Source organism: Rhizobium sp. K102 (assembly GCF_022385315.1).
Classification (GTDB): Bacteria; Pseudomonadota; Alphaproteobacteria; order Rhizobiales; family Rhizobiaceae; genus Rhizobium; species Rhizobium croatiense.
The window spans coordinates 2,365,977-2,385,337 of record NZ_CP092436.1 but is presented as its reverse complement, the minus strand read 5'-3'; the positions used below and the strand labels follow the sequence as shown (position 1 = coordinate 2,385,337).

At 62.3% G+C, this 19,361-nt stretch carries 16 protein-coding genes and 2 pseudogenes; 8 read left to right on the top strand and 10 right to left on the bottom strand.

Translation table 11 applies throughout. From position 1 onward, the window contains the following. Positions 1-37: 37 nt before the first annotated feature. The 5 genes and pseudogenes from MHI61_RS17755 to MHI61_RS17735 form a co-directional block, all read right to left on the bottom strand. Complete coding sequence (locus MHI61_RS17755) at positions 38-2,335, bottom strand: PBP1A family penicillin-binding protein (protein WP_239789906.1); 2,298 nt, start codon at positions 2,333-2,335, stop codon at positions 38-40. 104 nt (positions 2,336-2,439) lie between these two features. Beyond that, a complete protein-coding gene (locus MHI61_RS17750) occupies positions 2,440-3,081 on the bottom strand; it encodes a peroxiredoxin-like family protein (protein ID WP_239789905.1) in 642 nt (213 codons plus the stop codon). A 395-nt stretch (positions 3,082-3,476) separates the two neighbouring features. Continuing rightward, positions 3,477-4,974, bottom strand: a pseudogene (cysN, locus tag MHI61_RS17745) (sulfate adenylyltransferase subunit CysN). 1 nt (position 4,975) lies between these two features. Next, positions 4,976-5,929: a sulfate adenylyltransferase subunit CysD gene (cysD, locus tag MHI61_RS17740; protein ID WP_239789904.1), complete on the bottom strand. Its 954-nt coding sequence runs from the start codon at positions 5,927-5,929 to the stop codon at positions 4,976-4,978. Positions 5,930-6,044: 115 nt separating this feature from the next. Further along, on the bottom strand, positions 6,045-6,803 hold the full coding sequence (locus tag MHI61_RS17735) for a phosphoadenylyl-sulfate reductase (RefSeq protein WP_239789903.1): 759 nt from the start codon (positions 6,801-6,803) through the stop codon (positions 6,045-6,047). 422 nt (positions 6,804-7,225) lie between these two features. Here MHI61_RS17735 and MHI61_RS17730 point away from each other — a divergent pair, with 422 nt between their 5' ends. Continuing rightward, positions 7,226-7,672 carry an Rrf2 family transcriptional regulator gene (locus MHI61_RS17730; protein ID WP_004669535.1) on the top strand — a complete coding sequence of 149 codons (447 nt, stop codon included), beginning with the start codon at positions 7,226-7,228 and terminating at the stop codon, positions 7,670-7,672. Positions 7,673-7,777: 105 nt separating this feature from the next. On the opposite strand, the pseudogene MHI61_RS17725 reads toward MHI61_RS17730, so the two are convergent. Further along, positions 7,778-8,539, bottom strand: a pseudogene (locus MHI61_RS17725) (SDR family NAD(P)-dependent oxidoreductase). Between the two features lie 101 nt (positions 8,540-8,640). On the opposite strand from MHI61_RS17725, the gene MHI61_RS17720 reads away from it, so the two are divergent. The 3 genes from MHI61_RS17720 (at position 8,641) to MHI61_RS17710 (ending at position 10,544) form a co-directional block, all read left to right on the top strand. Further along, positions 8,641-9,555, top strand: coding sequence for a LysR family transcriptional regulator (locus MHI61_RS17720; protein WP_239789902.1), 915 nt, complete (start codon positions 8,641-8,643; stop codon positions 9,553-9,555). 122 nt (positions 9,556-9,677) lie between these two features. Beyond that, positions 9,678-10,064, top strand: a complete 387-nt coding sequence (locus tag MHI61_RS17715; protein WP_010034601.1) for a DUF6152 family protein — start codon at positions 9,678-9,680, stop codon at positions 10,062-10,064. 6 nt (positions 10,065-10,070) lie between these two features. Then, on the top strand, positions 10,071-10,544 hold the full coding sequence (locus MHI61_RS17710; protein ID WP_239789901.1) for a DUF6644 family protein: 474 nt from the start codon (positions 10,071-10,073) through the stop codon (positions 10,542-10,544). Between the two features lie 73 nt (positions 10,545-10,617). Here MHI61_RS17710 and MHI61_RS17705 read toward each other — a convergent pair whose 3' ends face one another. From MHI61_RS17705 to betI, 4 genes are all read right to left on the bottom strand, one after another. Continuing rightward, entirely contained in the window at positions 10,618-11,055 is a 438-nt protein-coding gene (locus tag MHI61_RS17705; protein ID WP_239789900.1) for a VOC family protein, read from the bottom strand. A gap of 79 nt (positions 11,056-11,134) precedes the next feature. Then, positions 11,135-12,787 carry a choline dehydrogenase gene (gene betA, locus MHI61_RS17700; RefSeq protein WP_239789899.1) on the bottom strand — a complete coding sequence of 551 codons (1,653 nt, stop codon included), beginning with the start codon at positions 12,785-12,787 and terminating at the stop codon, positions 11,135-11,137. Between the two features lie 216 nt (positions 12,788-13,003). After that, positions 13,004-14,467: a betaine-aldehyde dehydrogenase gene (gene betB, locus MHI61_RS17695; RefSeq protein WP_239789898.1), complete on the bottom strand. Its 1,464-nt coding sequence runs from the start codon at positions 14,465-14,467 to the stop codon at positions 13,004-13,006. 1 nt (position 14,468) lies between these two features. Next, entirely contained in the window at positions 14,469-15,104 is a 636-nt protein-coding gene (betI, locus tag MHI61_RS17690; RefSeq protein ID WP_239789897.1) for a transcriptional regulator BetI, read from the bottom strand. A gap of 140 nt (positions 15,105-15,244) precedes the next feature. Here betI and MHI61_RS17685 point away from each other — a divergent pair, with 140 nt between their 5' ends. The 4 genes from MHI61_RS17685 to MHI61_RS17670 all read left to right on the top strand — a co-directional run bounded on the left by MHI61_RS17685 (position 15,245) and on the right by MHI61_RS17670 (position 19,356). Next, positions 15,245-15,793 carry an HdeD family acid-resistance protein gene (locus MHI61_RS17685; RefSeq protein WP_239789896.1) on the top strand — a complete coding sequence of 183 codons (549 nt, stop codon included), beginning with the start codon at positions 15,245-15,247 and terminating at the stop codon, positions 15,791-15,793. Between the two features lie 162 nt (positions 15,794-15,955). Then, a complete protein-coding gene (locus MHI61_RS17680) occupies positions 15,956-16,198 on the top strand; it encodes a ribbon-helix-helix protein, CopG family (protein WP_010032767.1) in 243 nt (80 codons plus the stop codon). A 263-nt stretch (positions 16,199-16,461) separates the two neighbouring features. After that, on the top strand, positions 16,462-18,279 hold the full coding sequence (locus tag MHI61_RS17675) for an EAL domain-containing protein (protein WP_239789895.1): 1,818 nt from the start codon (positions 16,462-16,464) through the stop codon (positions 18,277-18,279). A 78-nt stretch (positions 18,280-18,357) separates the two neighbouring features. Further along, positions 18,358-19,356: an NAD(P)H-quinone oxidoreductase gene (locus MHI61_RS17670; protein WP_239789894.1), complete on the top strand. Its 999-nt coding sequence runs from the start codon at positions 18,358-18,360 to the stop codon at positions 19,354-19,356. The last annotated feature ends 5 nt before the right edge of the window (positions 19,357-19,361 follow it).

The window sequence follows — 19,361 nt, the reverse complement described above, 5'->3', positions numbered from 1 at the left end:
GGCGTTGCGGCTGATCGGAAACACCTGCTGAGCCACATCACTTTTCGCAAAGCCGCCGGCTGCCGGAATATGGCTGATAGGTACAATCGGATGGGCGAAAGGAGCGGTAACTGCGCGAACAGGCGGTGATGTTGCAGGACTGCGGTGCGACGCCTTCACCATCGACGACTGCTTCCGTCGATCGCGCGCCGTTTAGCGTTCGTTCGCTCGCCGCTTCGCGCATGAAGTCCCGCCAAATATGCGCCGGCAGGCCCCCGCCCGTTACCCCCTTCATCGGCGCGTCATCATCATTGCCAACCCAGACACCGACGACGAGCGCGTCCGTGAAGCCGACGAACCAGGCATCACGATTGTCCTGGCTCGTGCCGGTCTTACCGGCCGCAAAGGTGCCGGGATCTGCGCCACGTCCAGTGCCGTGCTCGACCACCAACTGCAGGAGGCCGAGGAGATCCGACTGGTAGGGTGAAAGATCGACATGCGGCTTTGATTGTTGGCCAACGCGAAACCTCGTGGGCTGCCCGGCCGCCTGGAAGTCGATGATGCCCCAGGGCTTGACAGGGGCCCTGCCGAGTTGGACGGACGCATAGGCGCTGGTGAGGTTAAGCAGATTTACTTCGGACGTGCCAAGTGCCAAAGACGGCGTGTTGGCCAGGGGCGCATCGATGCCGAGTTCGCGGGCTGCGGCAATCACATTGTCCAGACCGACCTCTTCGGCAAGCGTCACGGACGCGGCATTGAGCGATCGCGCGAAGGCCTCGGCAAGCGTTACCCAACCGCGATAGTCGCCGCCGGAATTTTCCGGCGACCAGCCGTTGATGTCTATTGGCGCGTCCAGAACCGAGTCAGACAGAGTGAGCCCAGCCTTCAACGCTGCGTAATAGACGAACAGCTTGAAGGTGGAACCCGGCTGGCGCATCGCAGTGACGGCACGGTTGAACTGGCTCGCCTTGTAGTCGCGCCCGCCTACCATCGCAACGACCGCGCCCTCCGGTGTCATCGCAACCAAGGCGGCTTGCGACGCGCCGACCGTCTTTCCCTCGCTGTCCAGGGCTCTTTTCACGACCCGTTCGGCGATCTGCTGCAACTGCGGCACCAGCGTGGTGCGCACCGAAGTCGAACCTGGCGAGGCGCCGGCGATTTCGCTTGCCTGCGGCGAAATCCAGTCGGCAAACCAGCTTCCGGAGCGCGGCGTCGGCGTCGTCGGGTGCAGGCTGGTAAAGCTCGTCTTAGCCTCCGCCGCCTGTGGCGCGGTGATCTTGCCATTGGCCGCCATGGCGTCGAGAACGACCATGGTGCGCTGCCGGGCGCCTTCGAAATTGTCGATGGGATTCCATTGGCTCGGCGCCCGCAGCAATCCCGCCAGCATCGCCGACTCCGGCAGGTTGAGGGCGCCGATGTCCTTGTTGAAATAGATGCGCGCGGCGGCAGGCATGCCGGTGGCGCCGGCGCCAAGATAGACGCTGTTGAGATAGCGCGTCAGGATTTCCGCCTTGCCGAGCTTCCACTCCAGCCAGAACGCGATGACGACCTCCTGGATCTTTCGTTTTATGGTCCGGTCGCTGTCGAGGTATTGCAGCTTGATGAGTTGCTGGGTGATGGTGCTGCCACCTTCCACCACCGAGCCAGCCTCCAGGTTGCGCAGCAGCGCCCTCCCGATGCCCCTGGGATCGACGCCGAAATGGTCCATGAACCGGCGATCCTCGATCGAAAGGACGGCATCGATCAGATGGGGCGGAAACTGCTCGTATCGGGCATATGGCCCTTGATAAGGCCCCTGTCTCACCAGCGGCGCACCGTCAGCGGTTTCCAGCACTACGACCGGCTTTAGCGTTCCATCCCGGATTTCGCTCCAGGGCACGTCTTTCAGGGCCCACACCAGCACGCTTCCGACGAGGAGGCAGACAAGAAGGATCGACCCGAGAGCAAATTTCCGCCAGCCCGCAATGAAAGATGCGCTCCGTCGATCTTCACGCGGCCTTGAGCGCCGATCGCGAATGCCGCGCCCGGCTTTGACCAAGGCTGTCGTCATCCATTTGTGGGGCGCCGACGCTATTCCAGGCCGCGCCGACCTCCTGAGCTTCGTCCCCCAAAACATTGCGGTCGTTTTGATCTTTGCCAAGGCAGAACTTGCCTGCACATCCTGGCGTATCGCACGCAACAGAGTTCTGGCGGCCTGCCTGGTTTGGTCGAAGGATCCATGGACCGGCTGCGGGTCGTCGACTTGGGTGGTCGGCGAATCCAAGGCGGCCGGCGGCGCTGCCGAATCCAGGTTCTGATTGCGACCCGAGCTCGAACCGCTAACGCTTTCACCTGTGGATTTGGGAGAATGGGGCATCGGTTACCGCTAAAAAAGCCAACGCAGCATGACCGTTATAGACGGGTGATGCCGAGTGTTCTACCGCAAAAGGCCCCACGGACTGCTGCTATGACAATGACAGCTCAAAGGGCGACTTGGGAAGCTACCGATATCAATTCCTGGGAATTCGGTGCCTTGAACGTCTGGACCCCAGGCTCCAGAACTTCCGTGAAGCTCCAGCGTACGATGCCCTCCCGGTCGATCAGGAATTGACCGACAAGCTGTCCCTTGTCGGCAGTCATCATTTGCCGATCGGCCTCGGTCATTGGATATCCTTCCTTCTCGTTGATAAATTCATCCATTGCCATCGGGTTCATGGGCTCGGGCAACTCGCCCGGAAGATCGATCCGTATCGCCATCACCGTGTCGATGCCGACCTCGGGTAAGCCGAAGGCTCGGTGCGAAGCCTTTATCGGGTCGGAAGCTGCAAGAAGATCGGGTATGGGATGGTAGCGGAAATAGAGCCGCGCGCGTTCGACCGGGGTATTTACCACAGCCAGGGACTGGACGCCTTTCTCACGCAGCATCGGGTTGAGATAGGCCATGGCCGCGACATGGCGCCGACAGAACGGACAATGCAGGCCTCGAAACAAACCGATCAACAAGGGGCTGCGGCCACGAAAATCATCAAGTGCGATCTTCCCCTCGCGCGAGATCGCGTCAAACACAACATTCGGGACCGGGTCGCCCGGTTGCAGCGGATGGTCGACATGGAGCGTGGACATGGAGAACCTCCTCGCTCGGGGATCAGTCGAGAAAAGGCGCCACGTGCTTCGAGGTCGAGATTGAACGTTGCAAGGCCTGACCTCTCGTCTTACCGCACCGCCAGGATCCGACCTAAGAATGGGCCCACATTGGCCGGCGGGCAAGCGTAAACGGTGAATCGTGGACTAAAAGGTCGCTTTTCTGCAAACCCCTCTTTTGTAGGGGCGGCGGTAGGGGCCGACAAAAGGAAACTGAAGCTGAGGGATCTGCCGTTTTGCCTTCGAGCAACGTGGGCCGTGTCGCCGAAGTGATACAGCATTAAGCCGCAACAGCCGCTCAAATACGGACCTGCCGACTTTTCGTTGAGCCTAAGGCCTCGCAAAAGGGGCCGGTCTTGCCGGCCCCTTATCTCCTGTCAGATATCGCTTGCGGCACTCGACCAAAGGTCGGCCGCTTCGGCCGCCGTCATGCGGCGCACCTCGGCCTCGTGGCTGCGGCTGGCGAAGAGTTCGCTGGCCATGATCTGCTCGGCGAGATCGGCCGGCAGCGAGAGGATGACGCGGGCGTCGCCATTGTGCAGGCCGCCGAGTTCGCTGCGTTTGCCGGTCACCATGCCGCCGGCGACCGTGTTGTTGGTCTCCGGATCGATAAAGATGAAGGAGCCTGACTGGCGGTTCTGCTCGTAAGGGTCGAAGATCGCCGCTTCGTCGAAGGAAAGCCGCACCTTGCCGATCGCGTTCATGTAGAGCCGCTGGGCGGCGTTCCAGGTGCCGGTCTTCAGTTCCAGCTGGCTTAACGGCTGCACCTGGACGCGCTGGCGGCGCGAGCCGCTCTTCAGCCAGTAGCGTTTGCCGGGCTCGATGCCCTCGGGCTGCAAGGCGACGATCTGCGCGTCGAAGGCGAGGCCGACCTGCGGCTGGGCGTCGATCGAGACGATCATGTCGCCGCGGGCCACGTCGACCTGGCGGTCGAGCACCAGCGTGATCGCATCACCGGCGACGGCGGCGTTGCGCACCAGATCGAAGGTGACGATCTTGGAGACATTGGCGACCATGCCGGACGGCAGGATCATGACGCTGTCGCCGGGTTTGACCGAACCGCCGGCAACCGTGCCCTGATAGCCGCGGAAGCTTTCGCCCGGCCGCGACACGCGCTGGACCGACAGGCGGAAGCCGACCGTCTGCGACGAGCGTACGGTGGCAAGCTCCAGCGTCTCCACCAGCGTCGGGCCGCTGTACCAGGGCATGGCGGCCTGGCCGGGATAGACGACGTTTTCGCCCTTCAGCGCCGACATCGGAATGGCGGTGATCTGCTTGACGCCGAGCGACAGGGCAAATTCCCGGAAGTCGTGGCTGATCTTGTCGAAGCCGGCACGGTCGTAGCCCGTCAGGTCGATCTTGTTGACGGCGAGCACGAACTGCTTGATGCCGAGCAGCGAGGCGATCGTCGCGTGACGGCGCGTCTGTTCCAGAATGCCGAAGCGCGCGTCGACCAGCAGAATGGCGAGGTCGGCGGTCGAAGCACCCGTCGCCATGTTGCGGGTATATTGCTCGTGGCCGGGCGTGTCGGCGACGATGAAGGAGCGCTTGTCGGTCGAGAAATAGCGATAGGCGACATCGATCGTGATGCCCTGTTCGCGCTCGGCCTGCAGGCCGTCGAGAAGCAGGGCGAAGTCGGGCAAGCCGAGATCGTTCTGCTTGCCGGTGGAATCGCGCTGCAGCGTGGCGGCCTGGTCTTCCTTCACCGCCTTGGTGTCCCAGAGCAGGCGGCCGATCAGCGTCGACTTGCCGTCATCGACACTGCCGCAGGTGATGAGCCGCAGCGGGCGCGAGTTCGCGCTGGGCCTTCTGCGACTCGGCCGCGGGCAGGCTGACGGCGGTTGCGGCCGAGACGGCGGTGTTGGCTGCGGTCATCTCAGAAATATCCTTCACGCTTCTTCTTTTCCATGGAGCCGGACTGGTCGCGGTCGATGGCGCGGCCCTGGCGTTCGGACACCGTTGCAATTTCGAGTTCGGCGATCACCTCTTCCAGCGTGGTCGCCTGTGAGCGGATGGCGCCGGTCAGCGGGAAGTCGCCGAGCGTGCGGAAGCGGATCATGCCTTCCTGGCGCACTTCGCCGGGCAAAAGTTCGAGGCGCGGATCCTCGGCCAGGATCATCATGCCGTCACGCTCCACGAACGGCCGCTGCCTGGCGTAATAGAGCGGCACGAGCGGAATGTCCTCGGCCTGGATGTAGCGCCAGATATCGACCTCGGTCCAGTTCGACAGCGGGAAGGCGCGCACGCTTTCGCCCTTGCGGATCATGCCGTTATAGACATTCCAGAGTTCCGGCCGCTGGTTGCGCGGATCCCAGCGATGGTCGGGCGTGCGGAAGGAATAGATGCGTTCCTTGGCGCGGCTTGCTTCCTCGTCGCGCCGCGCGCCGCCGAAAGCGGCGTCGAACTGGCCGGCATCGAGCGCCTGGCGTAGGCCCTCGGTCTTCATGATGTCGGTGAAGGCGGCCGAACCATGGGTGAACGGCGTGATATTTTCGGCCGCACCGCGCGGATTGATGTGCTCGATCAGGTCGAGGTCATATTTCCTGGCGGTCTCGTCGCGGAAGGCGATCATCTCGCGGAATTTCCAGCCGGTGTTCACATGCAGGAGCGGGAAGGGCACGCGGCCGGGATAGAAGGCCTTGCGCGCCAGATGCAGCAGCACCGAGGAATCCTTACCGATCGAATAGAGCATGACAGGACGCTCGAATTCGGCCGCGACCTCGCGGAAGATATGGATGGATTCGTTTTCCAGCGCCTTCAGATGCGGGTCGAGCGGCGCCTTGGCGCTCTGCGGGTTGCTGAGTTCCGTATCCGGACGGCTATCGGGCATGTCTTACTCCAGACTGTCGGTCGTTTGCGGCTGCCCGCAAACAATTCCTAGATGTTGGCTTCCCCAAAGGCTGCGGCGGTCGCCGCGCCCTGATTAGGAAAGCCGTGAGGGTTGATTACTGTGCGGCGACCACCGCGGCCTCTTCGGCGACATGCAGGCCGCATTCGCGCTTCTCGTCCTGCTCCCACCACCAGCGGCCGGCGCGCTCCGGCTCGCCGGGCTTGATCGCCCGCGTGCACGGCTCGCAGCCGATCGAGGGATAGCCGCGGGCATGCAGCGGATTGACCGGCACGCCGTTGTCGGAAACGAAGGCCTTGATCGCCTCGATGTCCCAATCGGCGAGCGGATTGACCTTCACGAGGTGCCGTTCGGCGTCATATTCGGCAAAGGGCGTCTCGGCGCGGTTGGCCGATTGGCCGCGGCGCAGGCCGGTGATCCAGATCGTTGCTCCTTCGAGCGCGCGCGCAAGCGGCTTCAGCTTGCGCACGCCACAACAGGCATGCCTGGCTTCGACGCTCTCGTAGAAACCGTTCAGGCCGTATTTGGCTGCATAGGCGTCGATATCGGCCTTTTCGGGTGTGAAGCGCTGGATGTGGATGTCGTACTGGGCTTCCGTCTCTTCGATCAGCGACAGGGTCTCGGCAAACAGCCGGCCGGTCTCAAGCGTCGCGATGTCGATCGGCAGGCGGTGCGTGCCGATCTCGGCGCTGATCACCTGGTCCTCGATGCCGAGCGAGGTGGTGAACACCACGCGCCCGCCAAGGCCCGCCACCAGCGACAGGCGCCCGGCAAGGTCGAGACCCGCCAGCTTGTCGTTCAGCGCCTCGGCTTCCGCAATCGGCCCTTCTTCCGCAATCGTATTGTCAACAGTCATGGGAATCCTGTCCTTTGTTGAGCAGGAGTATCGCAGTTCGCGCATGCATCGCACAGAAAAAGGGATTTCGAAAGCTGCGGCCGCAGGAGCAAATATCTCTCCGAAGCTGCCGCAATGCAAAAAAACAGCCGCCCGAGGGCGGAAGCCCGCGTCGACAGCTTGTATGTCTACAAAAATAGTAGAGTTACACGCAGCCTGTCAATTCGAAATCTGAAGTGATGCCGAAAAAGGTGCGGAAGGCGGGGTTTTGGCGTAGATTGCAAGGACTTGGCCGAGCGTAAAAAGCGAGGCCAAAAATGCTTGTCCCTCAAGGCTTTCTCTAGCGCGTTCAAATTCCGTTCATGCTGGTTGTGCCATAGAGGCGAATGTACTCGTGAAGCGGCGCGGGATTGCGCGCCGCCTGTGTGTGTCGACGGTCTGAGATGATTACGCAAAAGGCGAAATATGCGCTGCGGGCGCTGACGGTTCTGGCGGATGCCGATGCCGACGAACCAGTGATGATTTCCGATATCGCCGCGCAGCAGAAAATCCCGAAGAAGTTCCTCGAACAGATCCTGCTCGACCTGAAACATCACGGCATCGTCGCCAGCCGCCGCGGCAAGCAGGGCGGTTATCTCCTCCTCAAGCCCGCCCACACCATCACCTTCGGCGAGATCCTGCGCATCATCGACGGCCCGATCGCGCCGCTGCCGTGCCTGTCGATCACCGCCTACCGCAAATGCGACGATTGCGACGGCGAACAGACCTGCGAAATCCGCCACGTCTTCGCCAAGGTCGCCGACGCCACCCGCAAAGTACTGTTCTCCACGACCATCGCCGATGCCGTCGGCCCGAGGCACGGCGCCGAAGTCACCCGCTTGCTCGCCTGATCGACGTTCCTCGCTTCTTCCCGCAATTCCCTGAAATGCGCGATTGTTCAAGATGACGCGCGGTCGCGCCGCGCGTCATAGCGAGGCTGCGGGAATTATCTCGACCTACGGCCTGAGACCTCCGATCGTATAGCCGCCATCAACGGTGATCTCTTGCCCGGTGACGAATTGGGCATCATCGGACAGCAGCCAGGCGACAGTCCCTGCTATATCCTCTGATGTCCCGTTTCGCCTGAGAGGTGTGTGGGCGGCCAGGCGTGCGGCAAAAGCCGGATCGATGACATCGTCCGCCATCGGCGTCAGGATAATACCTGGATTGATGGCGTTGACCCGGATGTTTCGAGGCCCTTGCTCCACCGCCAAGGTGCGCATCATGGCAAGCAACGCCCCCTTCGTGCTTGCATAGGCGCCCGCACCCGGCATCACCCCGCCAGCCGTTCACGAGGCATTGATGAGAATGCTGCCGCCTTCCAGGAAGGGCAGGCAGTGCTTGATCGTAAAGAAGGTACCCCGAAGGTTGGTGCCGATCAGCACCTCGAAATCATCTGCATCAGTCGCTGCCAGGGGTTTGAATTCGCCCAGAACCCCGGCATTGGCGAAGACGGCGTCCAGCCGTCCGAAGCGTGCGATGGTCTTCTCGACGATCGCCGCTACTGCTGCATTGTCTGCGATATCGCCGGCAATGGCGATTGCCGCACCGCCCGATGTCTCGATCTCGAATAGCAACTGATTGAGCGGTGTGGGGCGCCGACCGACGAGGACGAGCTTGGCACCTTCCGCCACCAAACGAAGCGCGGCGGCCCGCCCCATACCCGTTCCGGCACCCGTGATGAGAACCGTTTTGCCCGTAAACCGGGTCTGCGTCATGTCATGCTCCTTGAATGAATTGCGACATGGCGGTTGTAATTACGGCGCTGTTTCATGATAATACGGGAAAATATAGATTCATTTGAAAGAAAAATTATCGAATGGGCCTTTTTCGCTCGATGCAGGTATTCGTGACAACGGTGCAGGAAGGCTCGATGAGCGCGGCATCGGCAAAGCTTGGCATATCGCCGGCAATGGTCGGCCAACACGTGGCCGCGCTGGAGGAGCGGCTGGGTACCCGCCTCCTGAACCGAACCACGCGTCGCCAGAGCCTGACGGATTTTGGCAAGACCTATGTCGAGCAGTGCCGCGATATCCTGGAACGCGTGGCCATTGTGGATCAGGATGCGGAGGCATCGCGGACGAAGCCGCGCGGGTTGCTGCGGATCACGGCGCCGACGACTTTCGGGGCCGAGGTTTTAATGCCGGCATTGCAGCGTTATCGAGAGCTTGCCCCTGAGGTGATGCTGGATATCACGTTGACGGATCGCAACGTCGATATCGTGGAGGAAGGTTTCGATATCGCGATCCGCATCGGAGACTTGCCCGACAGCCGCCTGATCGTACGTCATCTTGCGCCTTACCGAATGGTGATTTGTGCCTCACCGGGTTACCTCGCTCGACATGGGCATCCTGGCCATCCAAGCGCGCTTTCCGGCCACGAAACCATCGGCTTTACCCCGGCAGCACGCTCGCCATGGAGGCTGTCGAAAGGCAAGGAAGAGGTCGAGGTCGTGCCCAGAATGTCGATCACCGTCAATAGTGGCCAGGCCGTGCGCATGGCCGCCAGGGCCGGTTTGGGTGTCGTTATGCAGCCGGCCATTCTGCTCGCTTCGGATATGCAGGCCGGCCTTCTCGTTCAGCTCTTTCCTGATTGGCATCTGCGTGAGCGGCCCATGTCACTCATCTATCACCGGGATCGGCGCATGACCCCACGCGTGAGAAGCATCATCTCATTCGTCGTTGCAGAATTCGGGGCAGAATCTGAGGACCAGGCGGATCGCCCGGCGGAATGACTTCATCCATGGGATCGGCGACGCATAGTCGGGACTTCTCTTTCTTCAACATTTGGTGAAATGGCTTTATTCGCCGCTGCGATGCTCCACCTGCCTGTTCATTCGGGTAGGGAGAAGATTCCATGTTTGCATTTTCGACAAAGCATCTGCTGGCCGCCGTCGGTCTGTCGGCTGCCCTTGCGACGAGCGCTGCCGCTCATCACGGCTGGTCATGGGCCGAGGCGGACCAGATCGAGCTTCGCGGCACCATCGAGAAGATTTCCATGGGCGGGCCGCATCCGACGCTCGATGTCGCGACCGCCGATGACGGCGTCTGGCGTGTCGAGCTCGGCAATCCGCGCCAGACGGAGCGCTCCGGCTTCGTCGAGGGCGTTGCCAAGCCCGGCGATCAGGTGATCGCCCTCGGCAACCGTTCGCAGGATCGCAACGAGAAGCGGATGAAGGCCGTGCGCATCACCATCGGCGACAAGCGCTACGATATCTATCCCGATCGCATCCGGACGAACTGATCCGTCGTGATCTCCGTCCTCGAATGGCTGTCGGCCACGATGCCCGCGGTTGCGCTCCGGCGCTCCGCAACCCTCTACATGTTCGTCAATGCCGGGCATATCCTTTCGATCGGCCTTCTCGTCGGCGCCATCCTGCCGCTCGATCTGAGGCTCGCCGGCTTTTTCCGCAAGGTGCCGGCGCAGATCATCGCGCCGTTTCTGTCGCGCGCGGCGGGCGTCGGCCTTGCCGCGGCCGTCGTCACCGGCTTCTGTCTCTTCAGCGTGCGGGCAGTCGAATATGCCGCCAATCCCGCCTTCCTCGCTAAACTCGCCCTGATCGGGCTCGGCCTTCTCAACCTCCTTGCCGTCCATCTCGGGCCAGCGTGGAAGACGCTCATGACAACCGGCCTGATCCGGCCCGGCCTGCGCTTCTCCGCAGCCCTGTCGGCGGCAACCTGGACTGCCGCCCTATTGGCGGGGCGATGGATCGGATTTCTCTGAGGATATTGATCGTGAAACGGCGTGATAGCCTCAGAAGCCCTTCGACTTGCGGACCATTCCTGGTCTGTCGGGCTCAGCCGAGTTCCTGGGCAAGTCCGATGAGAAGCCCTTCGGGGCCACGGATGTAGCAGAGCCGATACGCGTCCTTGTACTGGACGACTTCGCCGACGAGCTGCGCGCCGCGCGTGCGGAGCCTTTCGAGCGTCTCGTCGATGTCGTCGACGGTGAACATGGCGCGGAGATAACCGAGGGCGTTGACTGGGGCGTTGCGGTGATCTGCAATGACATCAGGCCTGAGGAAGCGGGAGAGCTCGAGCCGGCTGTGTCCATCCGGTGTGCGCATCATGGCGATCTCGACATGCTGATCGCCCAGTCCGGTCACTCGTCCGGCCCATTCGCCTTCGATCGTGGCCTGTCCTTCGAGTTCGAGACCGAGTTCGCTAAAGAAATCAATCGCGCCTCCAAGGTCTTCGACGACGATCCCGACGTTGTCCATCCGCTTGAGCGCCATGTTTCCAGTCTCCCGAGTGTCGTTGCAACCTATAGGGTGCCGTCTGGTCTGACAACGGACGCTTGAGCAGGCCCCGCCATCACCGGTCGCTGACCGCCGCCCTTGGATTGACCCAGGGTTCCTGGTTCGAGCGCGCCAGCGGCTGCTTGCCGAGAATGTGGTCGGCGGCCTTCTCACCGGTCATGATCGACGGGCCGTTGAGGTTGCCGTAGGTGACGTGCGGGAAGATCGAGCTGTCGGCGACGCGTAAGCCATCGACGCCGATCACCCGGGTCTGCGGATCGACCACTGCCATCGGATCGTCCTTGGCGCCCATCTTGCAGGTGCCGCAGGGGTGATAGGCGCTCTCCAGATGCTCGCGCAGGAAGGCGTCGATCTCTTCGTCGCTTTGCACACCTTCTCCTGGCTGGATCTCTGCCCCGCGATAGTCGTCGAAGGCCGCTTGCCCGAAGAGCTCGCGGGTCAGCCGCACGCAGTGGCGGAATTTCTCCCAGTCCTCGGCATGGCTCATATAGTTGAAGCGCAGCACCGGGTCGGCCTTCGGGTCGGCAGAGCGCAGCGTCACGCTGCCGCGCGATTTCGACAGGTTGTAGCCGACATGCACCTGGAAGCCATGGCTTTTGGCGGCCGCCTTGCCGTCATAGCTGATCGCCACCGGCAGGAAATGGTATTGGATATCGGGCTGCTTCAACCCCGGTGCCGAGCGCAGGAAGGCGCAGGCCTCGAACTGGTTGGAGGCGCCGAGGCCGCCCTTGGAGAGCAGCCATTGCGCGCCCGCAACGCCCTGCCAGAACCAGGGCAGCCAGGAATAGAGCGACACCGGCTTGGTGCTCACCTGCTGGAAGTAGAATTCCATGTGGTCCTGCAGATTGGCGCCGACGCCCGGCCGGTCGGCCTTCACCGCGATGCCCATCTCTTTCAGATGCTCAGCCGGGCCAATGCCCGACAGCATCAGCAGCTTCGGCGAATTGAAGGAGGAGGCCGAGACGATCACTTCGCGGTTGGCCTTGACGATCTCGATCCTGCCGCCGCGTTCGATTTCGACGCCGGTCGCCCGGCCGTCCTCGATGACGATCCGGCGCGCCACACCGTAGACGATCCCGACATTGTCCCGCTTCAGCGCCGGTTTCAGATAGGCATTGGCGGCAGACCAGCGGCGGCCGGCAAAGATGGTCTGCTCCATCAGCCCGAAGCCTTCCTGCTTGCTGCCGTTATAATCCTCGGTCGTCTCGAAGCCCGCCTGTTTGCCGGCCTCGATGAAGGCGCGGAACAGCGGATTGGTGAAGCCGCCGCGCTGGACATGCAGCGGCCCGTCGGTGCCGCGCCAGCCCTCCTCGCCGCCATGCGAATGTTCCATCCGCTTGAAATAGGGGAGAACGTCGGCATAGGCCCAGCCGCTGGCGCCGAGCTCCTCCCAGCGGTTGAAGTCTTCGGCATGGCCGCGCACATAGACCATGCCGTTGATCGAGGAGGAGCCGCCGATGACCTTGCCGCGCGGCGCGGTGATGCGCCGGTTGTTGAGGTTGGGCTCCGGTTCGGACAGATAGCCCCAATTGTAGCGCTTCATGCTCATCGGCCAGGCAAGTGCTGCCGGCATCTGGATGAACGGCCCGAAATCGCTGCCGCCCGCCTCGATGACGATGACGGAATTCTTGCCGTCTTCCGACAGGCGATAGGCGAGGGCGGACCCCGCCGAGCCCGAGCCGATGATGACGAAATCTGCTTGTTGCATGACGTTCCCTTGGATTCTTTGCAACGGTCTCGATGACCGGGGCGTTAAGACCCCGCCCCAAACCCCTCCCCACAAGGGGGAGGGGCTTAACTTGCGGCACTGCCTCACTCCGAAATCAGCACCGCAAACGGTGCGATCGAAGGAGGGCAAAACCGATGCCTCGGATTAGCCCCTCCCCCTTGTGGGGAGGGGTTGGGGAGGGGTCTTCTCCCACACTCAATAAGGCGCCTGTACCGGCCCCATGCCGACGTAGACCGTCTTCAGCTCGGAATAATGCTCCAGCGCCGCCAGCGAATTCTCGCGGCCGAAGCCGGATTGTTTCGAACCGCCGAAGGGGATTTCGACAGGGCAGAGATTGTAGGTGTTGATCCACAGCGTGCCGGCCTCCAGCCGGTCGACGACGCGGTGGGCGCGGGTGAGGTCGGCGGTGAAGACGCCGCCCGACAGGCCGAATTCGCTGGCATTGGCGCGGGTGATCACCTCGTCCTCATCGTTGAAATCGAGCACCGACATCACAGGCCCGAAGATCTCCTCGCGGGCGATGGTCATGTCGTCGGTGACGTCGGCAAAGACGGTCGGCTGCACGTAATAGCCTTCGCCGGAGACATTGTTCGGAATGCCGCCGCCGGCAATCAGGGTGGCGCCCTCGGCCTTGCCCTTCTCGATATAGGCGATCACCTTTTCGCGCTGCGCCCAGGAAACCATCGGGCCGATCTGCGTCGCCTCGTCCATCGGGTCGCCGATCAGCATCGCCTCGGTGCGCGCCTTCAGCCGCTTCAGGAACTCGGCCTTGATCGCCTTCTGCACGAAGACGCGGGTGCCGTTCGAGCAGACCTGGCCGGTCGAATAGAAATTGCCGAGCATGGCCCCGCCGACCGCCGAATCGAGATCGGCGTCGTCGAAGACGATGAGCGGCGACTTGCCGCCGAGCTCCATCGTCACATGCTTGAGGCTGCCGGCCGCAGCCGCCGCCACCCGGCGCCCGGTCGGCACCGATCCGGTCAGCGACACCTTGGCGACGTCGGGATGGTTGACGAGCAGCGGTCCGGTGTCGCGGTCGCCCTGGATGACGTTGAAGAGCCCCTTCGGCAGCCCCGCCTCATACAGGATCTCGGCGATCTTCAGGGCGCCGAGCGGCGTGTTCTCCGACGGCTTGAACACCATGGCGTTGCCTGAGATCAGCGCCGGCGCACCCTTCCAGCAGGCGATCTGCTGCGGATAGTTCCAGGCGCCGATGCCGACGCAGACGCCTAGGGGGACGCGTTTGGTATAGGCAAAATCCTGGCCGAGCGGGATATAAGCGCCGTTGAGCCCGGCCGGCGCGACCCCGCCGAAGAATTCGAGGGCGTCGGCGCCCGAGGTCGGATCGGCGACGATCGTCTCCTGGATCGGCTTGCCGGTGTCGAGCGTTTCCAGTTCGGAGAGCTCGCGATTGCGTTCGCGCATGATCTCGGCGGCGCGTTTCAAGACGCGACCGCGCGCCATCGGGCTCATCGCCGCCCATTCCGGCTGGGCTCGTCTGGCCGCGGCGATCGCCTTCTCGACGATCGCAGGCGTTGCCGCATGCAGCCGGGCAATCACCTCGCCGGTGGCGGGATAAAGGCTCTCGATGACGGCGCCGTCGCTGTCCTCGACATATTCGCCATCGATGAAGTGCGAGGCTTTCGGCTGGGCTTTCATGTCATTTGTCCTTGGATGGTGCGAAGTGGTTTTTCCTTCCCCCGGTGGGAGAAGGGGAGGCGCTGGCCAGAAGCGCGTTCACATAATCCTCCGTCAGCGCGATCGAGGCTTCGATGCCGATCGGCGCCGATTTCAGACTTTGCCTGATATAGAGCCCGTCGATCATCGCCGCAGCGCCCTCGGCGACGCGTTCTGCGGCATCGGCCGGCAGCAGCGCCTTGAGATCGGCAAGCAGGTTGGAGCGCAGCCGCCGGGCGTAGATCACCAGGAAGCGGCGCGTCTCCTCCGAGCGCTGCGCCTCGGCATAGAAGGCGAGCCAGGCGGCGATCGTCTCGGGCGCGAACTGGTCGGCATGGAAGCTGACGCGGATCACGGCCGAAAGCCGCTCGCGCGGCGTCCGCGCCGCCTTCAGCGCGACCACTGTGTCGCGGCGCAGCTGCCGCAGCAGCGAGCGGATCGTCTCGATCAGCAACTGCTCCTTGCTGCCGAAATAATGATGGGCAAGGGCTGGCGACACGCCGGCCTGGCGGGCGATGTCGGACATGGTGACGGCAAGCGAGCCGTGATCGCCGATCACCCGCAGCGCTGCGTCGACAAGCGCCTTGCGGCGCACCCGCTCCATTCCGACTTTGGGCAAGGCCACAACTCCCTGAAAACCGTGCTATGCTATTTTTGATTGACTGATCAATCAACAAAAATCTTTCGCGTCTGGCGTCGGTTCGGATCTTTTCACGAGATTTTGCTGCAACATATTCAAAATCATCCGGGAGGTGCGTTATGACAGATGTCTTTGACGGAGTGCCGAAATCCCAGCTGCAGTCGAAATGGATCTGGTTCGTCGGCCTCGGCGTGCTGCTCTTCGTCTGCGGGCTGATCGCTCTCGGCAATCTCATGCTCGCGACCGTCGTCTCCGTCTATTACGTCGGCATGCTGATGCTGTTCGGCGGCGTCATCTATCTCGTCCACGCCTTCCAGGTGCGCGGTTGGGATCATGTGCTCTTCTGGGCGTTGAGCGGCCTGCTCTATGTGCTGGCCGGCATCTGCGCCTTCGTCAATCCGATCCTGACATCGGCGGCGCTGACGCTGTTTCTGTCGCTCGCTCTGGTCATCGCCGGTGTCTTTCGCACCTGGGTCGGCAGGCGCATGAAGCCGGCCAAGGGCTGGGGCTGGATCGTCGCCAGCGGCGTTATCACCGCCCTTGCCGGTTTCGTCATCGCGCTCGGCTGGCCGGTCAACAGCCTCTGGGTCCTCGGCCTGTTCCTGGCTGCCGATCTCATTATCCAGGGCTGGACGATGATCGCCTTCGGCCTCGGCATCCGCGGCTGAAGCCTTTTTGCTAAGCCTATTTTGACAAGGACATGACAGGGGATTAGACTTAATGGGTATGGACCGCTCGCCAAAAGGGTGTGGTTCTGTGTACGATCGCCGCAAATGGTCATGCATCCCCCAAAGGCAGGGTTCTGCCTGAATAAAAAAGGGAGGAAGTTCATGCCGATGGTCACCGTTTCCATCTCTCCGCAACAGGCAGCGGGCATCCGTGCCGCCGTCGATAATGGCGGCTACGCCTCGAGCAGCGAGGTCGTCCGCGAGGCGCTCCGCCTCTGGGACAGCGCCCGCAAGCTCGGCGAAATCAAGGCCGATCCCCTCGATGACGAGAGCGTTGCCTCGGGCGGCAGGTGCGTCGCCGACATGTTTGCCGATCATGAGGCCCAGCGCCGTCGCTCCGCCTGAACTATTGCATGTCGCCCGGAAGTGTGCAGCGGTTCCGGGACAACGACATGCATAAAAACAAGTGGCTAAAGCGCGTCGCATGAATCCAAATTCATGCGACGCGCTTTAGCCTCTGATTGCATGGGGGAATTCGAATAAACGCGGAACGCGCAGCGATGGTTCGCGTCTTTCACAAAACTTTCACACTGGCGAAAGGGTTCATTGATCCTTCTGCCGCATGGTCCTGGCTCAAGAAGAACAAATCACAGCGGAGCTCGGCCGAGATGAAAACCGGCACATCCCTGGCTGCCCCCGTCGAGCCCGACGTCCTGCGCCGTTATGCCAGCGACCAGATCGTCACCCTTGCCAAGCTTGTGGTTGAGAATGCCTTCCAGCCGATCGTCGAGGCCGGCACCGGCACTGTGTTCGGTTATGAATCCCTGATGCGCGGCCAGGAACGCATCGGCTTCGACACGCCGGCCGACATTCTCGACGAAGCCCATCGGGCCGGCCAGCTCTTACAGCTCGAACAGATGCTGGCGAGCCGCGCGCTCGCCAAATTCGCGACGCTGTCGAATTTCTCCAGCGCCACGCTCTTCCTCAATCTCGATGTCCGGCTGATCCCGCATGGCGAGCGCCTGGTTGAAAACCTGCTGCAGCATCTGAGGACCGCGAATATCCCGCCGTCTTCGATCTGTTTCGAATTCTCCGAGCGTTTCGACAATACCAGTGTGCCGGAATTTTCCGCCCTGGTGTCGAAGCTGCGCAAGGCCGGCTTCAAGCTGGCGATCGACGATTTCGGCGTCGGTCACGGCGAAATGAAACTGCTGTGCGATTATTCCGTCGATTATCTCAAGATCGACCGCCATTTCGTTGCCGAGATCGACCGCAGCCCGCGCAAGCGCCATCTCTTGAAGAGCATCGTCAACATCGCCCATGTGCTCGGCACCCGCGTCATCGCCGAAGGCATCGAGACCGAGGCCGAATTCATCGCCTGCCGCGAATATGGTGTCGACCTCGTCCAGGGCTGGTTCATCTCGCGGCCAACGACGCACATGTCGGAGCTCGCGCCATCCTTCCCGCATCTGCAGGAGCTCGGAAAAAGCAAGCGGGGCAGCCAGTCGCTCGACGAGATCCTCATCCGCAAGCAGATCGAGCTCTTGCCGGCGGTCTACGAAAACGACACCATCGACAGCGTCTTCGAGCTTTTCCGCCGCAATCCGCGCCAGGCCTTCTTTCCCGTGCTCAACGCTAACAGCGAGCCGCGCGGCATCATCCACGAGCATCACCTCAAGGAATATATCTACCAGCCCTTCGGCCGCGATCTCCTGAAGAACAAGATGTATGAGCGCAGCATTTCGCATTTCGTCGAGATGGCGCCGATCGTCGGCCTCGACAGCGATGCCGAGCATCTGATGACGATCTTCGCCAATATGGAAGGCAGCAACTGCCTGATCCTGACCGACAATATGCGCTATGCGGGCGTCGTCTCCGCTGCCTCGCTGATCAAGGTCATCAACGAGAAGCAGTTGAAGACCGCCCAGGACCAGAACCCGCTGACCGGCCTGCCGGGCAACCGCGCCATCCGCGATTTCATGCGCCAGTCCGGCCGCGACGGCGATGAGGTCCGCCATTTCTGCTATTGCGACTTCGACAATTTCAAGCCGTTCAACGATGCCTACGGCTTCCATCTCGGCGACCACGCGATCTCGCTGTTTGCCGCGCTGATGCGCCGCTATTTCTTCGCCGAGCGGCATTTCCTCGGCCATGTCGGCGGCGACGACTTCTTCATCGGCGTCGTCGGCTGGACGCAGGACGAGCTGACGGAAATTCTCGACCGGCTGATCAGCGATTTTCATGACGACGTGCTCGACCTCTATTCCGAAGAGCACCGCGCCGCCGGCCGCATCCTCGGCCACGACCGTACCGGCACTGAGGCCCTGTTCCCGCTGATGCGCTGCTCGATCGGCGCGCTCGAACTGCCGGAAGGCCTCGTCATCGACGATATCAACCGCGTCAGCGCCGAAATCGCCGTCATCAAATCGGCCGCCAAGGAGAGCGAGGAGGGCCTCGCCTTCCACGTCCTGGGCGAGGCGAATTGACGCCCTTGCCGCTTCCAACCTTTCCAAGCCGGCGGTGCTGATTTAATTCCCCTGTTTTGGATCAGGGAGGATCGCATCATGCCATTGCCTCAGGAAATGCGTTTCGTCGATCTCAGCTCCTTCGGCGGGCCGGAGGTGATGACGATCGCCAAGTGCCCGCTGCCGATGCCCGAAGAGGGGCAGGTGCTGGTGCGCGCCGAGGCGATCGGCGTCAACCGCCCCGACATTGCCCAGCGCCAGGGCAGCTATCCCCCGCCGAAGGATGCGAGCCCTATCCTCGGCCTCGAACTGGCAGGTGAAATCGTCGCCGTCGGCCCTGGTGTCAGCGATCATGCCGTCGGCGACAAGGTCTGCGGGCTCGCCAATGGCGGCGCCTATGCCGAATATTGCCTGCTGCCGGCAGGCCAGATCCTGCCCTTTCCCAAGGACTTTGATGCGGTGAGGGCGGCGGCCCTGCCGGAAACTTTCTTCACCGTCTGGGCCAACCTCTTCCAGATGGCCGGGTTGACGGAAGGCGAGACGGTGCTGATCCATGGCGGCACCAGCGGCATCGGCACGACGGCGATCCAGCTCGCCCGCGCCTTCGGCGCCGAGGTCTACGCGACGGCGGGCTCGAGCGAAAAATGCGAGGCCTGCGAAAGGCTCGGCGCCAAACGGGCGATCAACTACCGGAGCGAGGATTTCGCTGCGGTGATCAAGGCCGAGACCGGCCAGGGCGTCGATATCATCCTCGACATGATTGGGGCTGACTATTTCGAACGCAATCTCGCCTCGCTCGCCAAGGACGGCTGCCTGTCGATCATCGCCTTTCTCGGCGGCGCCGTTGCCGAAAAGGTCAATCTCTCGCCGATCATGGTCAAGCGGCTGACGGTCACCGGCTCGACCATGCGTCCGCGCACGGCCGAGGAAAAACGCGCCATCCGCGACGACCTGCTCGCCGAAGTCTGGCCGCTGCTGGAGGCCGGCGCCATCGCCCCTGTTATCCACAAGGTCTTTGCCTTCGAGGACGTGGTTGCGGCGCACCGGCTGATGGAAGATGGCAGGCACGTCGGCAAGATCATGCTGCGTCTGATTTAGCGCAT